This is a genomic window from Paenibacillus donghaensis, assembly GCF_002192415.1.
Lineage (GTDB): Bacteria > Bacillota > Bacilli > Paenibacillales > Paenibacillaceae > Paenibacillus_AQ > Paenibacillus_AQ donghaensis.
Window position 1 is genome coordinate 7863356 of record NZ_CP021780.1, and the last position, 17716, is coordinate 7881071.

General features: G+C 39.2%; 14 protein-coding genes. 12 read left to right on the forward strand and 2 right to left on the reverse strand.

Translation table 11 applies throughout. The features are described 5' to 3' along the window. The first annotated feature begins 133 nt into the window (after positions 1–133). The 11 genes from B9T62_RS35640 to B9T62_RS35690 all read left to right on the forward strand — a co-directional run bounded on the left by B9T62_RS35640 (position 134) and on the right by B9T62_RS35690 (position 15525). A complete protein-coding gene (locus tag B9T62_RS35640; RefSeq protein ID WP_087919583.1) occupies positions 134–5209 on the forward strand; it encodes a hypothetical protein in 5076 nt (1691 codons plus the stop codon). A 1781-nt stretch (positions 5210–6990) separates the two neighbouring features. Continuing rightward, positions 6991–7797 carry a hypothetical protein gene (locus tag B9T62_RS35645; protein ID WP_087919584.1) on the forward strand — a complete coding sequence of 269 codons (807 nt, stop codon included), beginning with the start codon at positions 6991–6993 and terminating at the stop codon, positions 7795–7797. Beyond that, positions 7784–8722 (forward strand): DNA adenine methylase, encoded by a 939-nt coding sequence (locus B9T62_RS35650; RefSeq protein WP_087919585.1) that lies wholly within the window; start codon positions 7784–7786, stop codon positions 8720–8722. The genes B9T62_RS35645 and B9T62_RS35650 overlap by 14 nt, the downstream gene beginning before the upstream one ends. Before the next feature lie 714 nt (positions 8723–9436). Beyond that, the gene (locus tag B9T62_RS35655) at positions 9437–9958 is read left to right on the forward strand and encodes a hypothetical protein (protein WP_087919586.1); all 522 of its coding nucleotides are present in this window, start codon (positions 9437–9439) and stop codon (positions 9956–9958) included. Positions 9959–9969: 11 nt separating this feature from the next. Then, complete coding sequence (locus tag B9T62_RS35660; RefSeq protein WP_157794136.1) at positions 9970–10515, forward strand: hypothetical protein; 546 nt, start codon at positions 9970–9972, stop codon at positions 10513–10515. Positions 10516–10549: 34 nt separating this feature from the next. Further along, positions 10550–11230 carry an HNH endonuclease gene (locus B9T62_RS35665; protein WP_087919588.1) on the forward strand — a complete coding sequence of 227 codons (681 nt, stop codon included), beginning with the start codon at positions 10550–10552 and terminating at the stop codon, positions 11228–11230. A gap of 37 nt (positions 11231–11267) precedes the next feature. Next, positions 11268–12014, forward strand: a complete 747-nt coding sequence (locus B9T62_RS35670) for a hypothetical protein (RefSeq protein WP_087919589.1) — start codon at positions 11268–11270, stop codon at positions 12012–12014. 35 nt (positions 12015–12049) lie between these two features. Beyond that, positions 12050–12844 carry a class B sortase gene (locus B9T62_RS35675; RefSeq protein ID WP_087919590.1) on the forward strand — a complete coding sequence of 265 codons (795 nt, stop codon included), beginning with the start codon at positions 12050–12052 and terminating at the stop codon, positions 12842–12844. A 222-nt stretch (positions 12845–13066) separates the two neighbouring features. Beyond that, positions 13067–14077 carry an amidoligase family protein gene (locus tag B9T62_RS35680; protein ID WP_087919591.1) on the forward strand — a complete coding sequence of 337 codons (1011 nt, stop codon included), beginning with the start codon at positions 13067–13069 and terminating at the stop codon, positions 14075–14077. Between the two features lie 15 nt (positions 14078–14092). After that, positions 14093–14560 carry a gamma-glutamylcyclotransferase family protein gene (locus B9T62_RS35685; protein WP_087919592.1) on the forward strand — a complete coding sequence of 156 codons (468 nt, stop codon included), beginning with the start codon at positions 14093–14095 and terminating at the stop codon, positions 14558–14560. Between the two features lie 77 nt (positions 14561–14637). Next, the gene (locus tag B9T62_RS35690) at positions 14638–15525 is read left to right on the forward strand and encodes a hypothetical protein (RefSeq protein ID WP_087919593.1); all 888 of its coding nucleotides are present in this window, start codon (positions 14638–14640) and stop codon (positions 15523–15525) included. Between the two features lie 10 nt (positions 15526–15535). Here the strand turns inward: B9T62_RS35690 and B9T62_RS40110 are convergent, their stop codons facing one another. Further along, complete coding sequence (locus B9T62_RS40110) at positions 15536–15832, reverse strand: hypothetical protein (protein ID WP_087919594.1); 297 nt, start codon at positions 15830–15832, stop codon at positions 15536–15538. Between the two features lie 193 nt (positions 15833–16025). Further along, positions 16026–16235, reverse strand: coding sequence for a helix-turn-helix domain-containing protein (locus tag B9T62_RS35700; RefSeq protein ID WP_281257664.1), 210 nt, complete (start codon positions 16233–16235; stop codon positions 16026–16028). Positions 16236–16585: 350 nt separating this feature from the next. Here B9T62_RS35700 and B9T62_RS35705 point away from each other — a divergent pair, with 350 nt between their 5' ends. Further along, on the forward strand, positions 16586–17710 hold the full coding sequence (locus tag B9T62_RS35705; protein WP_245864217.1) for a copper amine oxidase N-terminal domain-containing protein: 1125 nt from the start codon (positions 16586–16588) through the stop codon (positions 17708–17710). Positions 17711–17716 lie beyond the last annotated feature (6 nt).

Genomic DNA, 17716 nt, shown 5'->3' on the forward strand with positions numbered 1-17716 from the left:
CGGGCTCGTCCTATTTTTAATGTTGAGCTATTTTTAGTTACTGAGTTATTTTCGGAGAAGAAAAGTAGTACATAGGAGGTCCAACGATAAAGCAAACCCTAAATCAATATTGAATTTAAGGAGGTTAGTAAAAATGAGAAAAGCGCTAAGTTTAATTTTATCCTTCTCACTGTTCCTTTCGTTGTCCGCACCGATGGTATCTGCAGAAGAGGGTGCGAACCAAGTGGGGAATATATCTTCAGGGAGCGAAGTTCCTCAAACGTTTTTGTCGCTTGAAGATCAATCCTCAAGCGAGGATTTTGCACCCACTGCACCCACTGCACCCACCACTTCAAATCCTGCACTTAGTGATGTTTCAATGCGTACAGTCACTGAAGGCGTATACGTGGACATCTATTATCTAGGAGGAGACGATTTCGGCAGTAGTTCGACTCTCTACATCCCAGAATTCACTCTGGAGCTCTGGTCGGTAAAAGACAACAAAAAAATTAGTTCAGTATCAGGAAATACTGAGAACTATAATGTAAGCAAACAGAAGTACGAACTGCTCTTCAAGCACCCAGGGTATAAGCTCGGAGATGAGTTAGCCTTTATTCTTAAGGAAGCCAGCCCATTACTCAAGAGTATTACTTTCAGCACTCTAGTTAAACAAGAAACAGCTTCTTCCAGAACTGAGTATAACCTGACGTTAAATTCACACTTCAAGTTTCTCGTTGAAGCTTTTGATTACTTTGGGGGAGCTAATGATGAGCAGCAATTTAGGGGAATAACAGGTACTTCCCTTAGGGCTATCAGTGGCGTACTACATGTAAACAGCAAGAAGATTGGATTGCAACTTCAAGACGAATCCAATAATATGCTAAAGAATACTAAATTAACTATCAAGCTACAGGAAGGTAAAGGTACGTTTAATCTAACAACAGACGAAAAGGGAATCGCTTGGGTTGAAACTGACAAGTTGACTTGGAAGTTCCTTGTTGGGGTAAATGGACGAACAGTTGTAAACGGAGTGAACAATAAAGCAGAGAACGAATTGCCAACTGATATCGTTACAGGAAATTCTAAAGTTATCTATAAAATTCACATAACAGTGAAAAAAATTCAGTCTACGGGGATGGTAACTGTAGATTTCTCTACAGCAAGTAACAATTCGTTGAGTAATAATTGGTCAGGGGTAAATGTGTCACTTACCGATGCTTCAGGAAAAGAAAATACCTATTTTGTCAGTATGGACGATAGAATTATTCCAGGAGTGATCGACGGAAAATATAAGGTGTCTGTGGCTGGAGGCCAGTATTCAGCCGGTGAACCCACTACCTCAGTTCTTGTAGTCAAGAATGGGGTTGGAAAGCTTGAGGTCTCTCTTACCCCTAAGTATTTACTCAATATCAGTAAAGGTGGTCAAAGCTACAATTTTTCTGTTCTTAATATTGCTTCCATTGCAGACAAAGAATTCAAGGGTAAAACTACACTCTCTTTTGCGGTCAAACCCAATGAATCCTATATGCTTAGGGATAACGAAACAGGTAAAGTATTTTCAGTCATTATTGATGCTAAGTCCCCTGTGACAACATTAGTATTGGGTGCAGGAGGTGTTATGGGTGGTAGTTCAACCAATCCTCATACAGGAGATAGCATTATCTATATGGTTGTTGCCTTCTTGTTGTCTATGGGGTTTGCTGTTTGGAGTGTATTTGCACTCAGGAAATCTCGAAGAAATTCTACAGTTAAATCTTCCGTTATGATCATCTTACTAACGTTAAGTACAGTAACTTCTATTTTATTGCCTGTTGGAGGAGATAGAGCAGCAGCTGCCGATGCTTCTGATGCAAACGTAGGTGGTACTCCACCCGCAACCAGTAGTAGCAGTTCAACTACAGCTGCTGGTACTTTTCAAACTTCGGACAAAGTAGCAGTGCTACAGTTTGGCTTCATTCCTAACAAGATGAGTAGCTCCGGTGCAGGGGTATTAACTTCGGCATCTAGCAAAGTTGATCTTCAGGACGATTTTAAGTTCGACTATGAAAACCTCATGTTCTATATGGCTCCGAACAAAACATCTGATACCTTGTTTCGAAAAAGTGGTTCAGGCTTGATTACGTTTGAACGTAACGGATCAAGCAGTAAGGTGAAGACACTATACGGTAAAAATCCGCTTTATCCTAATAGCTCGGCAGGCTCATCTCACGACCAATTACTAAAACGCACACTCGACTATGCCGACAAATCTATCTCTGATGGGGGCAACCTCTTCAAACAGATTATTGGTGAATCACTGTACAATATTGATCCCAGCGATCCTAATCGTACTCTTGCCGGAGATGGAAATGTGCAGGTTGTTGGTGATTCAATTAAGGATATGATTGAGGACTATATCTTAAAGCACGGCAGCGAAGATAAGTTTGACAAGATTGATGCGCAAATTATTGGCAGTATGATGTTTGATGGTTACATGGATTTAATCCGAGAGAAGGGGGTGCTAACAGGAAGCACCTATTCAAATTTTGAACAAATGATGCAGGAGAAATTCGACAATAATGAGTTGGTACTGTTTTTTCAAACTGTAGTTGGAATTAGTGTGAAGGACAATAATAGTCCGTATGACCGCAACTATGCCTTTATGCCGATGCATGATGCTACGGACTGGTATCTGTGGATTCGGCAAACAGCCCGTCCAACAGATACCGCATTAGCTACACTTTCGGCTAATCGGGAATTTGAAGCAGTTACTAAAGGAGGAGCAAGTTCATCTGAACAAGCATCTCTTTCTCCGTATAAGGAAAACGGTAATTTACCGAACACGTTTCAAATGTATGCCAGAGATAACTACACCCGTACATTAAAGCCGGTAACCACTAAAGTTCCATTGTCATCTACAGTCTCTATCAATCCTTTCGGCTCATGGGGGTATCAACCCTGGGGTTATGGGTCTGGTGAGAAATTGAATGGAAATAAACCGGGAATCGATATTAATCTTAATGTAACTGTGGTAGATGCCAAAGGCAAGGCTACAGGTAAATCTTTCATGAAAGTAGTCAGCAGCTGGACAGAGGAAAGCCAGAAGTATTTAGGGCAGATAAGCGCTGAAGATAAGTTGGTAAAAGGGAGCATGTCTGTCGAACATGAAGGTAAGATGTATGAACTGCTGGAAGACAAAAATGCGAAGTTTACATTACTGGATAAACGGGATCAAGAAAATATCAACAAGTCCATGCTTATAAAATCAGAAGTAGGCGAGAACGGTTCAATTGCAATTCCTGCTATTGGAGATGGAGACACATGGGAAATTGAGTTGGGCTTCGATACACCACTTCCCGTAAAACTTCATCAATATTTAGGCGGTGATGGTAAGAGCGATTCGTCTGTGGAAAATAAATATGCAGGGGCTAAGGAAAACGGCAAGGGGGTATATTCAAACGCTAGATTAACGTTATATGTGAAGGCCACCGAAGATACTCCTGAGCCGATCACCACCAAATATATAGTCCCTCAATGGCGGTTATCTAAGTACTGGGACACTATGAATCCCGTGGGCAGTAACCAAACACGTTTCTTCCTTACATTGCCAATCAGTACATTTGCCGATCCGCAGATTACACCTTCAGGCATGACTACATTCGCTTTGGTCAATCCAGATTTTGGTGCTATCAACTGGGCAACCAGTACAGCGAAATTGGTAAATGACACAGCAACAAAAGAAGTAACAACTTATCGTCCGACTAATTCCTTTAATCTTACGGGTAATCTCTTAGCCATTCGAGATAATGAGTCTGTATCCAATATCAAATTGGCGGAATGGGTAAATAACTTTAGCTTGTTTAACGGACATATTGCTACCGCAAGCCGGGGTGCAGTGGGAGAACAGGCCCGAGTGATCAAGAGTAATATTTTTAAATATGGGGTAAAGAGTCCGGTCACATCGTATCAATACAGCGAAACCAGATACAAAATGGTCAAAGAGTATGATAAAAATGGGAAGTTAACGGGCAGCCATAGCGAGCCTTATCGCTGGTCAAGCCCGGCTCCGGTCAGTTATCAAACAGCAGATTATAAAACTACGGTTAACTTCAAGCGGTATATCCCCAAAGATGGCGCAGCAGAGAAGTCTTTCACGGAAGATTCCGCTTCCACGAATGGATTGTATTGGTCAAGTCATCCTGAGGAATCCATCCTGAAAGTTAATCCGGAAGTGCTCATGGCTTTTGATGATGAATCAGGTAATACAAGTGTAGCATTCGTTGCTGGTGACAGGCTCCGTTCTATCCAACCGATAAGCTATAATCAAGCAGAATTTGTAAACGTAAATATCCAACCTGCAATAAGCGGGATGTCTGTAGCTACAGATGCCAATGCTAAAAAACTCGCCAATAGCTTGGGAGCTGCGGGAAAGGAAGTTATTTATAAAGGCAGCAGTGTTACTACTAATTTTAAGGTCGCAGGTGAATTGGAGCTAAAGACCTTTGCGCTAGATATTGGTTCTACTGCACTTAAGAACGCATGGAATCCTGCATCGGGGTATTCGACGGACAAAATTAATGAGTCATTCTTGAGTCAATACGCTGACAAAGATACATCAACAGGTAAATGGCAGGTCGTTTTTGATGCTCAGGGTAAACGAGTTATTAACAATAAGGATTATGGAGGTCAATCCACTAAGCTTCCTGTTACAGAGACATCCAATTCAATTACAGAACACACATTAGTTATTCGGGGTGGGAAGCTGGTCAGTGTTGATGGTATTTCTAATCTCAATAGCCTTTCTGCTGAACTGAAACAAGCATTAACTCAAATGAAGATCCTTGGAGATAAAAATATCTTTGGGGCGTTTGAACATGGCTCCGGCTCAAACTTGACGGAGAGTGTAGTTGCTAATTTGGGTAATGCCCTTCGCGGTACCAATGATCTAGCGTTAGGGCGGGGGTTCTATAATGAGGACGTAACGACATTAATTGTGCGTGAGTACATTAACGGATTCAAGCTGCCACAATTCATAGCAGTAGACAAGATTCCGTTAGAAATTCCAGGGTTAGCCGCTGACGTGAATAAGAACCAGTTCTTCAGTAAAGGATTTACCGGTCATAGTAAGCTTATCTTCAAGGTGAATGATGCTGAGATGATCTTTGATAGTTCGAAGGGGGATTTCGGGGGTGAACGTTCTATAGAGTTTGTAGTTGGAAATGTATCTATACTGGATTCTTTCCAAAGGTAACTACTAATACCTTAACTTTGAAGGTGCCGAGAAATTCGGCACCTTCTTTTTTATGAGCTATCTATTTATCGTTGCAATGAACATAAAGCTGGATTTTTCTATGGAAACTTGGACAATTCCTAAACGCCGAGCACTTTCCCTGTATACCTGAACCAGAGACTTTGAGCACAGGTAGTTGCTTATAACTTATGGAATTGATTGGTCAAAACTGAAAGTTCGCTTGTTGACCTCTGTTTATAAAACAATGTTTTTTCTCGTTATAAAAGCCTTCAACTTTGTTACAACGATAGAGGACTATTTTATATCTTGGATAGACTAATTTATAAATGTTTTCGAGACTAAATTACAGGTCAAGAATGTTGCTTGCCAGGATAAGAGTTCGTTTTATAAAACTTTGGACAATAATTTATAAAAGTCATTTTTGATTATAACGTTCAAGGACTATTTTATAACCAAAAGTGACGGTTTTATAAAAAAAATCTGAGAGTATGTTACAGGGCAGTAGAAACGTATCATTTGGGATTGATTTGTTTTATAAAAAGCCAGGATAGGTTGTTATAAATTTATTCCTCGAATTATATCGATTCTAGACTGTGTTATAAGGGGAGTTCACAATGATTTATAAAAGCATTCATGCTGTTACAGATAGGTAAGACAATTTTAGGATGATATTGTCGGAATTCAACGTCTCTACTGCTTCACACTACCCTTTTTGACTAAGCCCTAAAAAGTCACTAAAACCAGATTTGGCTATTCTCAGTATGAGAAAGTACTTACCACATCGAAGGGCTATACACCATTAGTAAGTTATAGCAGTATCAGGAGAAGTATCGTTCTTATAAATAACTGAACAGAGTATCTTTCTTGGTTTTTCCTGGTTTACATCTACATGTAAAGAATTAACTTCAGTGCATCTATTAATTTCGGTATGTAAGTAAGGCTTTGCCTTCAATACCTTGCAATAATGTCTACACTAATCCAGAGTCGTCTACATATTTCAAATGAATCAACCACAGATGAATTCTCCGTAACAAATTGAGAATTGGTACTGACTATTGCGAAATCTATTGCGGAGAACCAGGGGAGGCCTATATGACAATATTCCATTCTTAAAATTATATGGCCACTGTTTTCTATACTGCAAAGTAGCGATGCAAAGTTATGGGCCAATGCAAACTTAACTTTCCCTTTTAACTTTGATTTTTCGGCTTTTTCGGCTCTAAAACCCCGGTTTTTACAAAGTTATTTGTCTGGGTATATAGTTCCTTCTGGCTTCCCATGCCTTTGTCGGCTCTGGCTTAAAAATGAGAAAGGTTGTGTCAATTATGTTTATTCGTAAGCATTTCGACCTGCAAGCCACCTTGGCGAATGCTGTTTGCCACAGAATGGGCCGACTATTCCAATGGTTTCATGGACAAGCGCAATTCTAATAGAAGCAAGCAGCAAGTTGCCTTCATTTTTAAAAAAGGTGATGTTACGTATTTGCGTTACTTCTCTCGCTTAAGTGCATTTTAATTCTCTTTAAAGTGATTGTGTTAAAAAGGTTCAATAAAAAAGTAGAAGGTTGTTTGAAAATCATCTTGTTGAGATGGATGGTAAATTTTACAACACTATTCCTTAATTTGAAACATTCATAGTGTGAGTAGGTGAGGCGAAAATAAAATTCACTGTCTGAGAAGATTTTCCCGAGAGATGAGATTAATTTACCGACATCGCAGAAAAGATTGCCTATAGACATATGCTTGTTGGTTCAGGCAAATCTGTTTTACGAGGGGTAAGTTATGAGTAAATCAATATCAAAAAATGTAAGTTTGGATGACTTAAAAACGTTGGAGGAATCTTCGGAAAAGGAAGGGTCTTTTGAGAAGATCTATACAATTATATTGTACCGGGGAAAGCATCCGAATTTTCAGTATGAAATTTACGTGGTTGAATTTCTGTCAAATATGCCTGGGGGTTATAAGTACCGATTTTTACTACACGAGCTTGATAGAAAAACTAATCTCACGATGTACAACAAAGCTCAATTCGATATGAAGATAAGCAGTCATTTGGCTACTGGCATGTTGGATAACATGATAAAGAAAGCGACCCAAATGAAGTTAAAACGAGATTATACGCAGGTTGAAAATCTAGTCCCTTATTTAACCGACACATGTAGTCTTGCGGAAGCTGAAGAATATCATCAGATCTTCGAGGAATTTGTAGCTGAGCGCCTAGAAGTTGCACCACCACCGCATTCTAAGATGAATTATAAAAATAAAGAGGATCGGTTTGTAATTTTGGATAAACCAGGCTCAATTAGCAAGTATGGGACTGTCACTGTCGCCACAACCAAGTCCCAATTAATGGACTTGTTTTTTGAAAGCCATGAAATGGATTCGGAACCTGCAAAGCATCACCTTGATGGACGACTTCTGACAATTATCAAGATGTGGGTAACTGCTGGAATAAGTGTCTCGAAGACAAAAGGCCGAAATCAAGATACCGTCTCTTATAAAGACATAGACGGTACAAGCGAAAGCAAGATGTATATACTTAATTGTCCCAAAGTTACGGAGGTGATGAAGAAAAATGGTGCAAATTAGAGAAAGGATCTCTGGAAAGAAGAAGCGGAACGCACCTCATTCTATCATCCCGTACATTGGTGGTAAGTATGGACTTGTCTCTCGTATCATTCCTCTTATTAAGTGGTGTGCCGAATCGTATGAACTGGCAGGACTGATTGAAGGAGCGGCGGGAGGCGCTCGGATAATGCTTAACACTTCACCAGATTTATTTGAGCATAGAATCCTTAATGATTTGGATCTTTCACTAGCCAAGCTCTATGCAGCTATTGGCGATAAGGAGTTAGTTTATCAACTAATAAAACGATTGAATGAGTTGGAGTATTCAAAAGAAGTTTTCGATACTGCAGTTCTTGATCGTGATTTAGATGCTGAACTAGCTGATAGAAGAATCTACAAAGGTACTTCAAGTATTGTAAACGCTGCGGCGTATACTTTTATTTGTGCTCACCAAAGTCACGCAGCAAACATGAAGGGTTATGATAGAGGAAGGGAAGCGAGATGTTATAGTGACTATTATGATAAAGTTGACTGTCTGGATGCATTTCAGCCACTGCTTGAAGGTGTGACAGTGACTCATGGGAGTTGCCTTGATCTTGTGGATGAATACTATGACCGGGGAGAATATTTCATGTATATTGACATGCCTTACCCTGAGAAAACAATGAGAGGGGGGAATCACTACAAATACAATTGTACACATGAGGTTCTTGAAGAACTCGCCAATAAATTGATAAATACAAAAATGAAAATTGCTTTAAGTAGTTATCCTTGCGATATTTACGATCGATTGTGTGATCAGCATGGATGGCAAAGGCTTTTTTTAAAGATGAAGAGTGTAACAATGGGAGGCACCGCCAGTCTTAAGGGGGCTGAATGTCTGTATATAAATTTTGAAATCCCCTTCGAGTTGGAAGACAGTATCACCTCTGGTTGCCTTTGGTAAGCTGCAGGGTGCTCTAAAGTAACGAATATCACAAGCTTAATCAATCACTGCATTATAGCTGTTTTTGAAGCACTTCGCTGAGTATACTGTGATGTGTCCTCCAGATAATGAAACTACAATGACTGAGGACCCCAAGAGAGACTGTCTCATGGGGTCTTTAGTTCTTTCAGTTACAATCAAACTAAATGGCCATGATCACTGGCTCTACATCGTAATGTAGTCATTATTAGATTTTTCTGTTTAAAGGAACACTTTTTCAAAGTTGTTCGCTCATTGTCTTTTGTTTCAATATCTTTTTGTCATTTCAATGTCTCCCTCTTGGGGCATTTCTGGATAGGCTCTTACGCCGCTTCATCATCTCCAAACGGGCGTTCCCATCACTAGTCCTTCCCTTAATATTACTCTTGCTTTCTTGTGCCTTACAGGGGCGTACAGGCTGCTAAAAGTGTTGGTTCATATTATTTCTCCTTCAGTAATTTTCCTGTTTCTAAATGTCTGTTCTTTTCTTTCATAAAGTTAGAATTATCCTCTAAAAGGACTTGATTCTTCCGTTCTTTCAAGCTATCATGTGAACACTAGTTAAGTTAAAATATTGATTTAAATACAAATTAAAGAATATTTCTCGCGTGCCTAATTCAGTTGTTTATATGGTAGTAGTTAATAATAGTGGGCAATCATGCCTATGTACTAAACAGTTGAGCGGGAGGATGGATAATGAGAATTGGTTATCTACGTGCTAAACGAAAAAAAGAACTGGAGGAATTTTTAAAAGTGGTAGATATCGAAGAAGTTTATTTCGACTTAACTGACGAATTCAGTTTTTCCGTTGGGACACAGCTCTCTTCTTTGCTACAAAAACTTACATCAGCAGACAAGTTAACAATTCGGGGTCTAAAGGATGTGGCTGATAATGTAGCTGAATTAAGCTCTTTTTTAAGGATTATCCAAAATGCTTCGGTAGATCTCAATCTTTTGGATGAAGCAGATGGTTCGATGCTATTATCCCCTCAGGGTATTGAAGGAATTCTGTATCTTGAGCACTTCATAAAATCAAAAGACGAAATTCAAGCCCTCCGTTCAAAAAAGTTGGGGCGTCCTTTACAGAATTACCCTGATGGGTTTTACGAGACGTACCTTTCTTATTGTGAAAAAGAGTCTAAAGCAGCTGATGCTGCATTAAGACTTGGGGTAAGCGAAAAAAGGTTTTATCAGATGGTACGACTCTTTGAGGTCTGACAGGAGGTAGAATGATGCTTACTTTCTCTATAGATTCAAATATTGGAGAGGTGATGATAGCAGCCAGCTTTTTTGAGGAACTCACTAGAAGTTCATTAGGAAGAGAATGGGTAAGTGAACTATTCTTCAAATCGCTTAATGGTTGCCGATTCAACAGTAAAGATAATTTTGATATTAGTGCGTATACGGCTAAATGTGAATATAATAGAGCTTTTTGTGAGTATCGAAATGCAATTCCTTTGTTATCGGCTGAGGAATATCAAAGAGGCTATTTAGGAGTTCTTGAAACCAGTATTACCTACGAACAGAAAGAATTCGATCTTCTTATTGAAAATTTGAACCTTCAGAATGTAGTGGAAGAGTTTCGAAAAATGCAGGAAATTATACTTATTGAGGAAGGGAAAAGTTTATACCACCTGTTAAAGCTTAGCCTTCAATTTGCTGATCACCCAAGGGTGGAGAACATCATTGCCTTGATGAATAAATATTATATGCAAGAACTAATCATGGATATTCTAAGCAATGTTCATGCGCTGCAGATATTGAAGCTGGTTTAATACTATTCTTAAACACTGAAATGGGGGATTTGGAATGGTACTTTCATTAGTTGTAGTTCCCGATAAGACTGAGATTTCAAAGCTACCTGAGTTTGTGAATAATTACGAAGGGGTTCCTATTCCAGTTATCCCTAATTCTAAAATGGAGGTCTCTTGGCAACTGTTGGTGAATACTGTCCATCTTTTCGATCAGGTGTACGTAACTCGTTATAAAAACTACTCGTTTCTGTATGACCGCAATCAAAGCCCATTGACGAGGTTTAACAATAATAAATTTGACTTGTACATTAAAGGAAAGACATTGTATTTAAGAAATAAAAACCACCCAGAAGAACTGAGAAAAGTATATTTGGATGGGGAATTTATTATTACTAAAAAGAATTGGCTAATGCAAAGTGGGCAAAGAGCTGGTAACGGGCGATATAAATGTTTCACGCTATTTAAGAATATTATCATTAGGGATCACCAGCTAATAGCCTTGTTAGCATATGGTGAGATTGCACTTCTGGCGATAGGGGTTGACAGGGTTTATGAAGTAAATCATATAGACGGTAATCATGAAAACAACATCTCGAGCAACCTTGAAGTTGTAACTATCGATGCAAACCGTGAGCATAAAAATAGATATGTAAGGGAGATCAATCTACTTGTTTGTAGGAAGGGGGAAATAATTATTAATCCGGTATTGAGTAAATATAGTGAAATTTTTGCATAAGGAGATTGCATTAAAGACTTTTAGGAGACTGATAGAAATGCACCTATTGCTTAAAAGTAGAGATTTGTCAGAAGTCATAAGTCGAAGATTGGAAAATCTAGAGCTATCTGATACAGAAAGAGAATTGGAGTTGAACAGACTCAAAGCATTAGATGAAGTTCTCTATTTCATGGTTCACCTATTGTGCTGGTATAAGCCTAACGATCATTTCAAACTGAAATATCTGCTATGGATTAGTAGGGGGAAAGGACTTTTTGTATCTATCAAGAGCGGTTTCCTTCCTAAACAGGAGATTGCTAAAATCGTAAATGACTTTGATGTCTTTGTAACGAAACTAGTGGGGAACAATACCATTCGACTTCTTCAAAATGCCAAGTGTAAAGAAGATTTGGAATCAGTAATAGGGCAATTTAGAACTAATAGTAAGATTAGAAAACTTAAGCTTTTTATTTTATTTGAAATGATATCTTTTTGTATGCAAGACATAATTATCGGCACTATAGAGGTGTATTCGAAAGAGGTCAGGTTTCAGCAGTTTATTGATCCACTGAGAGAGAACCAGTATTTATCCGATACATCTATTACAAATAGTTCCTTAATTGAAGGCATTCTTTCGCATTCTGATCCAGTATTTTACGAAGTGCAGAATCTATTTGGTTTATTCAGATCAGGTAGGATGGATTTTTCAAGCATGTTAAGGGAACTGGGGGAAGAAATCATCAAGTTGATAACAAGTATGCGTGAAGATGAGAATTTTCCGGTAAGCATTTTGGAACAGTTTTAAATGAAATAGAGTGACAAGTTAGGCTGGTGAAGGAAATGAAATTCTTTAAACGTACACGATATTCATATATATTGCTTCTTGGGGGTTCATTGTTTGTACTTGGTTATACTTCAGTACTGATCGCTCAATGGTTTGATGATACCAACAAATTAGAAGTGATAATTAAAGAAACAAGATCAACAGCGCTTAGTGATAGTAACTTTGCTACAAAGTTCTCTACCAAACAGATCCGAACGGTTTCTCCATACCTAAATGTAGATTTTTTAAAACTTCAATCGAGGAATGAGGAGATTGTAGCGTGGATTAAGATTCCGCTAGTTCATCTGGATATACCCATCGTTCAAACTACAGATAACAGCTTTTATCTTACACATGATCTTGACCGACAAAAAAACAAATTGGGTTGGGTCTTTGTGGATACCCGTAGTAACATTGAGCATATGGGACTGAATACCACTCTCTATGGACATAATGCGATGAATCAGCAAATGTTCGGTAGTCTAAAGAAGCTATTGAGTCTTACTGAAGGCTATTCTGAGGATGAAGAACTTATTCAGTTCACTACTGAATATCATGAAATGGTATTCAGAATTTGCTCTGTTTATGTAACAGACAGTCAGGATTGGGAGTATGTTCAGTCTAGCTTTATGAATGACGCATCGAAAAGTAGCTTTATTCGTATGATCCGAGAGAAGAATCAAGTTGCACTTTTCGCAGCAAACTCCCTCTCAATACAGGATAAGTTCCTGACCTTGTCGACCTGTTACGGTCCGGCAGGTACGGCAAAGCGTCTGGTTGTTCAAGCAAAGTTGATTATGAAAAATTCATAGGTCAACGATGTAGAGGAGAATGAATTTTCAAGACTTTTTCTAACTTTCGTGTACATCCTATGGCAACTAAAAAAATTAAGTGTATTTTATAGTAGCTTGAGAGATCTTTTTCGAACCATCTTTTAGTGTATTGCTCCTTTGGGGTAATACACTTTTTTATATCGGGAGACCAGTTTTCTTTTAGGAAAAGAATTCTAATCTAAATCACTAAAGGGGAATCCAATGTTGCCTATAGCGTATAATGATTTGACCATTGGAGTAGAAATTGAATTTACAAGGTTGACTCGGAAGGAGGCGGCAGATGTTGTAGCTAAGTTTTTCAGCACTACTGTGGGGTTAGTCCAAAAATACTACGACAGCTATGAAATACGGGATTCTATAAATCGTATATGGCGAATTAAGCGTGATGCATCCATATGGCCACAAAGGCAGGAGACCGGAGTCTTAATGGTGGGGACAGATGCTTATAAATGTGAACTAGTATCTCCTATCCTTCAATATACAGATATACCTCTGCTTCAGGAACTGATTCGTTGTTTAGTCACAAACGGGGCCGGCACCAACGAAAGCACTGGTCTACATGTTCATATTGGAGCGGAAAGATTCACTCCAAACAGCCTACGGGTTTTATGTAACATCTTTTATGCCAAGCAGTTACTGCTGAATAAGTCTCTGCAAATAACTCAGTTCAGAAAGTGGTATTGCAAAAATTTACCGGAGAGTTTCATAATGCTTCTAAACAAGCGTAAGCCAAAAACATTTGAGCAATTCGCTGATATATGGTATAGCGGAACTGACTCTTGGATTAACAACAGGAGTGAACGTTATCATATAACCCGATATCGGATTCTCAATCTGCATCCCCTTCTTAGAGGGAGGCAGAATACGATTGAATTTCGTTTATTTAATGGGAGTCTTGATTATGATGCTATCAAATCCTATATTCAATTATCTTTATTGATCACAGCACAGGCATTAAATCAAAAGAAAGCAACCTGCCGGATTTCTATGCAAGAGACAGGGAATGACAAATATGCTCTGCGTGTCTGGTTATTAAAACTTGGAGGAATTGGAGATGAGTTTAAAACGATGCGGCACTATCTTATAGCCCATTTAAATGGCAATGCGGCATGGCGCACTCCACCCAAAGCAAGTAAAGGTGTGTCAGAGACTACTTTTGAACTAGAAGGGCAGCAAATGTTGGAACTTAAAGAAAACCCTATAACCTATTAGAAGCGGGTGGAATTAATGAAGAGAAGCATCCTATATGCTGCATATGGATCGAACATGAGTATGAGACAAATGACCTCTTGTTGTAATATTGCGATGATAGTTGGTTGCGGAGTGATTGAAAATTATGAGCTTGAGTTCTATTCGCTGGCTACTATTACGAAATGCCCTGGATTAAATGTTCCTATTGTATTATGGAGAATCTCCGAGAGCGAAGTGATAAATCTTGATTACTATGAAGGGGTATCTAAAGGACTGTATCGGAAGGAAACCCTCACAGTAACGCTTCAAGATGGGAAAAGGGTACGGGCTATGGTATACGTTATGAATTTGAAATCAGAAATGCTGTATTCTCCCAGCCCCGTATACTATTGCTCCATCTTAGAGGGGTACAAAGAAAATGGTATTGAGGTAAAGCCACTAGCTATTGCCGCTATCAAAGCTGGGGCTAGGTTTCAAAGTAATGAGGGGAAAGACACATTCTAGCCACTGGGGAAATGGAATTACTTTTTTGAGCTTGTTCCGCAGTGTAATCATTTATAGTAGGGAGAGGTAGGCGAACAATGATGATTAAGCCAACACAACAACAGGAAGCAGAGAAGTCAATAACGGGAAAAAAAACACCATATAAGAAGTTATCTGATTCTCCTAGACTAAGCTTCTCCCTAATCACTGATAGTACAAGCTGCGACATCGGCTTGGGCTTCTCTATCCCAAAGGAGCAGTTTATTGATAATATTACCTTTGAAGTTGAAGCCGAGGATGAACCTGAGATTTTATCAGGAATTTTATTTCTTGACCACGAACCCACTCAACCCACCATCCCAGAAGTTTCTTTGAATAATTTCTTATCCTCAGTTGATTCAATAGAAGAAGAGATGGAAGAGACTAATTCAAGCGTTGAAGATTCAAAAACTCGGATAAAGAGAATCTACAGTGAGTTTAAAGAAATTCTAAAGCCTGGAGAACAGCCCAGCATCGCTGCGGTAAATAATTTCTCACCAGAAACCAATGTTGTTGACGTTGTGAACATAGTTAATAATGAAGCAGTACTCCCCTATAATATTGATCTACTAATGGAACAGTATGAAGATGCCAATAAGCTTGTAAAAGAGAAAATTGTAGAAGTAGAAGCCAATAAAAAGTCAGTAGCGGATAGAATAGGTATTACGGTGAAGTGGCTTGCAGATACTTTTATAGTTATACCAGTGAAGAGCATATTTCGTACAGTCCATAATGGAATACTTAACATAGTTAGCTTTCTTGGGAGTTTGCTTAAAATCCTGATAATCACAGTAATGGTATCAACCATAGTGTACGTATTGATAGCAAACGTGCATCCCGGTTCATCACCACACCTGTTAGCAAAACAGAGTTATGATACTGTCAAAGAATTAATTGTAACCGTTATAGCTGACGCCACAGCATACTTTGATAATAAAGAGTATTAGTCTTCTGGCTTTATTTTGTATACGTAATAATCTCATTTCCATTCAAGCCAGCGATGGAATAGGCCTGATCAACCATAGCCCGATCTTTAGCAAACAAAGGCACTGTCTTGTCATAAATTCCACTGATCTTGGTTACATGATGCATCTGGTGGACCATGAATTCTGAATTGCAGAGTACAATTGCCTTCTTGCTATAATCCATCAACATCTGCTGAAACAGTACCGCCCGCTCAGCAACCTCCGGGGAGTATACCGCAGCTTCCCCATTTGCAGTCTTCATCTCCCGATGATCGACAATGATATTCAATTCCCCCTGTTCGTACGCAGAGCACACATCTCTCAAGGTTTTTGATATATAGTCAACACTCTCACCTGTAAGTAAACCATTGACTTGAAAAGCTAATACGCTATTGCCGGGGTCAATGCGGTATTTAAACCGCTCTGGAAACTGGACTAGGAAGTCTTTCTGTTGATATGCGGCAGTTGGCGTTAATTTTTCATCAAAAAAAGTATGCAATAGAGACATTCAGCGCATGAGTAATTCGTTCCACATTGATCAAGCTCACATTTCGCTCACCCCGCTCTATTCCTCCAATATAAGTACGATCCAACTGACAGCGAGCAGCCAAGACTTCTTGACTCATACCACTGCGAGAGCGTAGTGCTTTAATTCGCTGTCCGAAATCAGCGAGTATATTTATGGTACTCACCCACCCTCCTGCAATACCAAATCATCAATAGATTAATTGTACCAACGGAGCTGATCAAAGAAAGTGAGATTTCTCAGGATTTTCGACAAATGATACTCATAGTCCGTAGAGATTGTTCATCTGTATTGTTATGATTTTCAGGGGTATACGATCTTTTAAAAGAGTATTAAATATCGCTCTGAACTGTAAAGGATTCCACAAAAAATCACTTGTTTAACATGTGAATTTTTTTACGATAAATACCTTTAATTACCACTACTAATCTGTTATACTGGCAAATGTTAATCAGGGGGTAATACTACAATTGTTTAGGCATTTAAGGATGAGAATTATAGCGGAGGGTAAAGAGAATGAATAATAAATTAGAGCATCCTAAAAAGGGGACCCAACGGCTACTAAAAAGCCGTAGAATGCTAAGCGTAGCGATAATTACAGCTTTGCTGCTGCCAGGGAGTTCAATATATGCAAACGTTGGAGTTTTAAGCGTAGGTAAAAATACACTTTCCCCAAAACACATAGTGGAAATAGATGGGGTAACACAGACTTTCAGCCACCCACCAGTCTCCATCAACAACACGACCATGGTCCCAATGAGAGCCATCTTCGAAAAGCTGGGGGCAACTATTACTTTTAACCAGCAAACACAACTGATAACAGCGGTCAAGGATGGAACCACAATCAAGCTTACCATCGGCAGCAAGACAGCTTATGTCAATGGAAAAGCAGTTCCTTTGACGGTAAAAGCACAAACAATCAAAAACACGACTATGGTACCTCTACGTTTCGTATCCGAGGCATTGGGAGCAACGGTTAATTGGTACCCAGAAACAATGACAATCGTGATTTCAGGTAGAGGTGCAGTTGTCACGCCACCGAGTTACAGCTTCACTTACGGCAACCATGGGTATGGTTCAGCTAACTTCTCGCAATACGTAGAGGTTATGAAATACATTTCAGCTGCAAAACAAACATACCCGTTGATGAAACTTGATGGAGGGGGTCGTTATGAAGCTCTCTACAAAGCTTATTTAAACGGAGATCGTGCAACTAACTATGCAGAAGGTACCTTAGAGAGCAGGGGTTTAACTCAAGCCGAAAATGACATGGGTGCTCTCATTGACAACGGGGTAAGCGTGGCCAAAGCAGAAGAAGCTTACAAAGTAGGTTATATTGCTGCTATTCTACTTAAAGGGATAAGTAATCCGGGAGATGGAACTCCTTCTTCTGCATATGATGCCTTAGTAGCTAAAAAGAGTGATTGTGATGCGGATGCAAACGTGTCCTCAGCAGTCTTCGATTCTTTTGGGTATAACACAGCTATTCTTGCAAGCAAAAACCATGCAGATATGGTTGTGCAAATAGAGGGCAAGTGGTATACGCTAGCTGCGGGGTCTTTTGAAGAATTATCCGTAACTGACCTCTCCGCACGTGGTCTTTATGTTTACACGCAACCAACAACTGGTTCTTACAATTAATTGCAT

Excerpts from the sequence above, each read along its gene's own strand:
- B9T62_RS35705 (WP_245864217.1), top strand. The coding sequence starts at position 16,586 with ATGAATAATAAATTAGAGCATCCTAAAAAGGGGACCCAACGGCTACTA.
- B9T62_RS35665 (WP_087919588.1), top strand. The coding sequence starts at position 10,550 with ATGGTACTTTCATTAGTTGTAGTTCCCGATAAGACTGAGATTTCAAAG.
- B9T62_RS35690 (WP_087919593.1), top strand. The coding sequence starts at position 14,638 with ATGATGATTAAGCCAACACAACAACAGGAAGCAGAGAAGTCAATAACG.
- B9T62_RS35640 (WP_087919583.1), top strand. The coding sequence starts at position 134 with ATGAGAAAAGCGCTAAGTTTAATTTTATCCTTCTCACTGTTCCTTTCG.
- B9T62_RS35660 (WP_157794136.1), top strand. The coding sequence starts at position 9,970 with ATGATGCTTACTTTCTCTATAGATTCAAATATTGGAGAGGTGATGATA.
- B9T62_RS35645 (WP_087919584.1), top strand. The coding sequence starts at position 6,991 with ATGAGTAAATCAATATCAAAAAATGTAAGTTTGGATGACTTAAAAACG.
- B9T62_RS35680 (WP_087919591.1), top strand. The coding sequence starts at position 13,067 with ATGTTGCCTATAGCGTATAATGATTTGACCATTGGAGTAGAAATTGAA.
- B9T62_RS35670 (WP_087919589.1), top strand. The coding sequence starts at position 11,268 with ATGCACCTATTGCTTAAAAGTAGAGATTTGTCAGAAGTCATAAGTCGA.
- B9T62_RS35650 (WP_087919585.1), top strand. The coding sequence starts at position 7,784 with ATGGTGCAAATTAGAGAAAGGATCTCTGGAAAGAAGAAGCGGAACGCA.
- B9T62_RS35675 (WP_087919590.1), top strand. The coding sequence starts at position 12,050 with ATGAAATTCTTTAAACGTACACGATATTCATATATATTGCTTCTTGGG.
- B9T62_RS35655 (WP_087919586.1), top strand. The coding sequence starts at position 9,437 with ATGAGAATTGGTTATCTACGTGCTAAACGAAAAAAAGAACTGGAGGAA.
- B9T62_RS35685 (WP_087919592.1), top strand. The coding sequence starts at position 14,093 with ATGAAGAGAAGCATCCTATATGCTGCATATGGATCGAACATGAGTATG.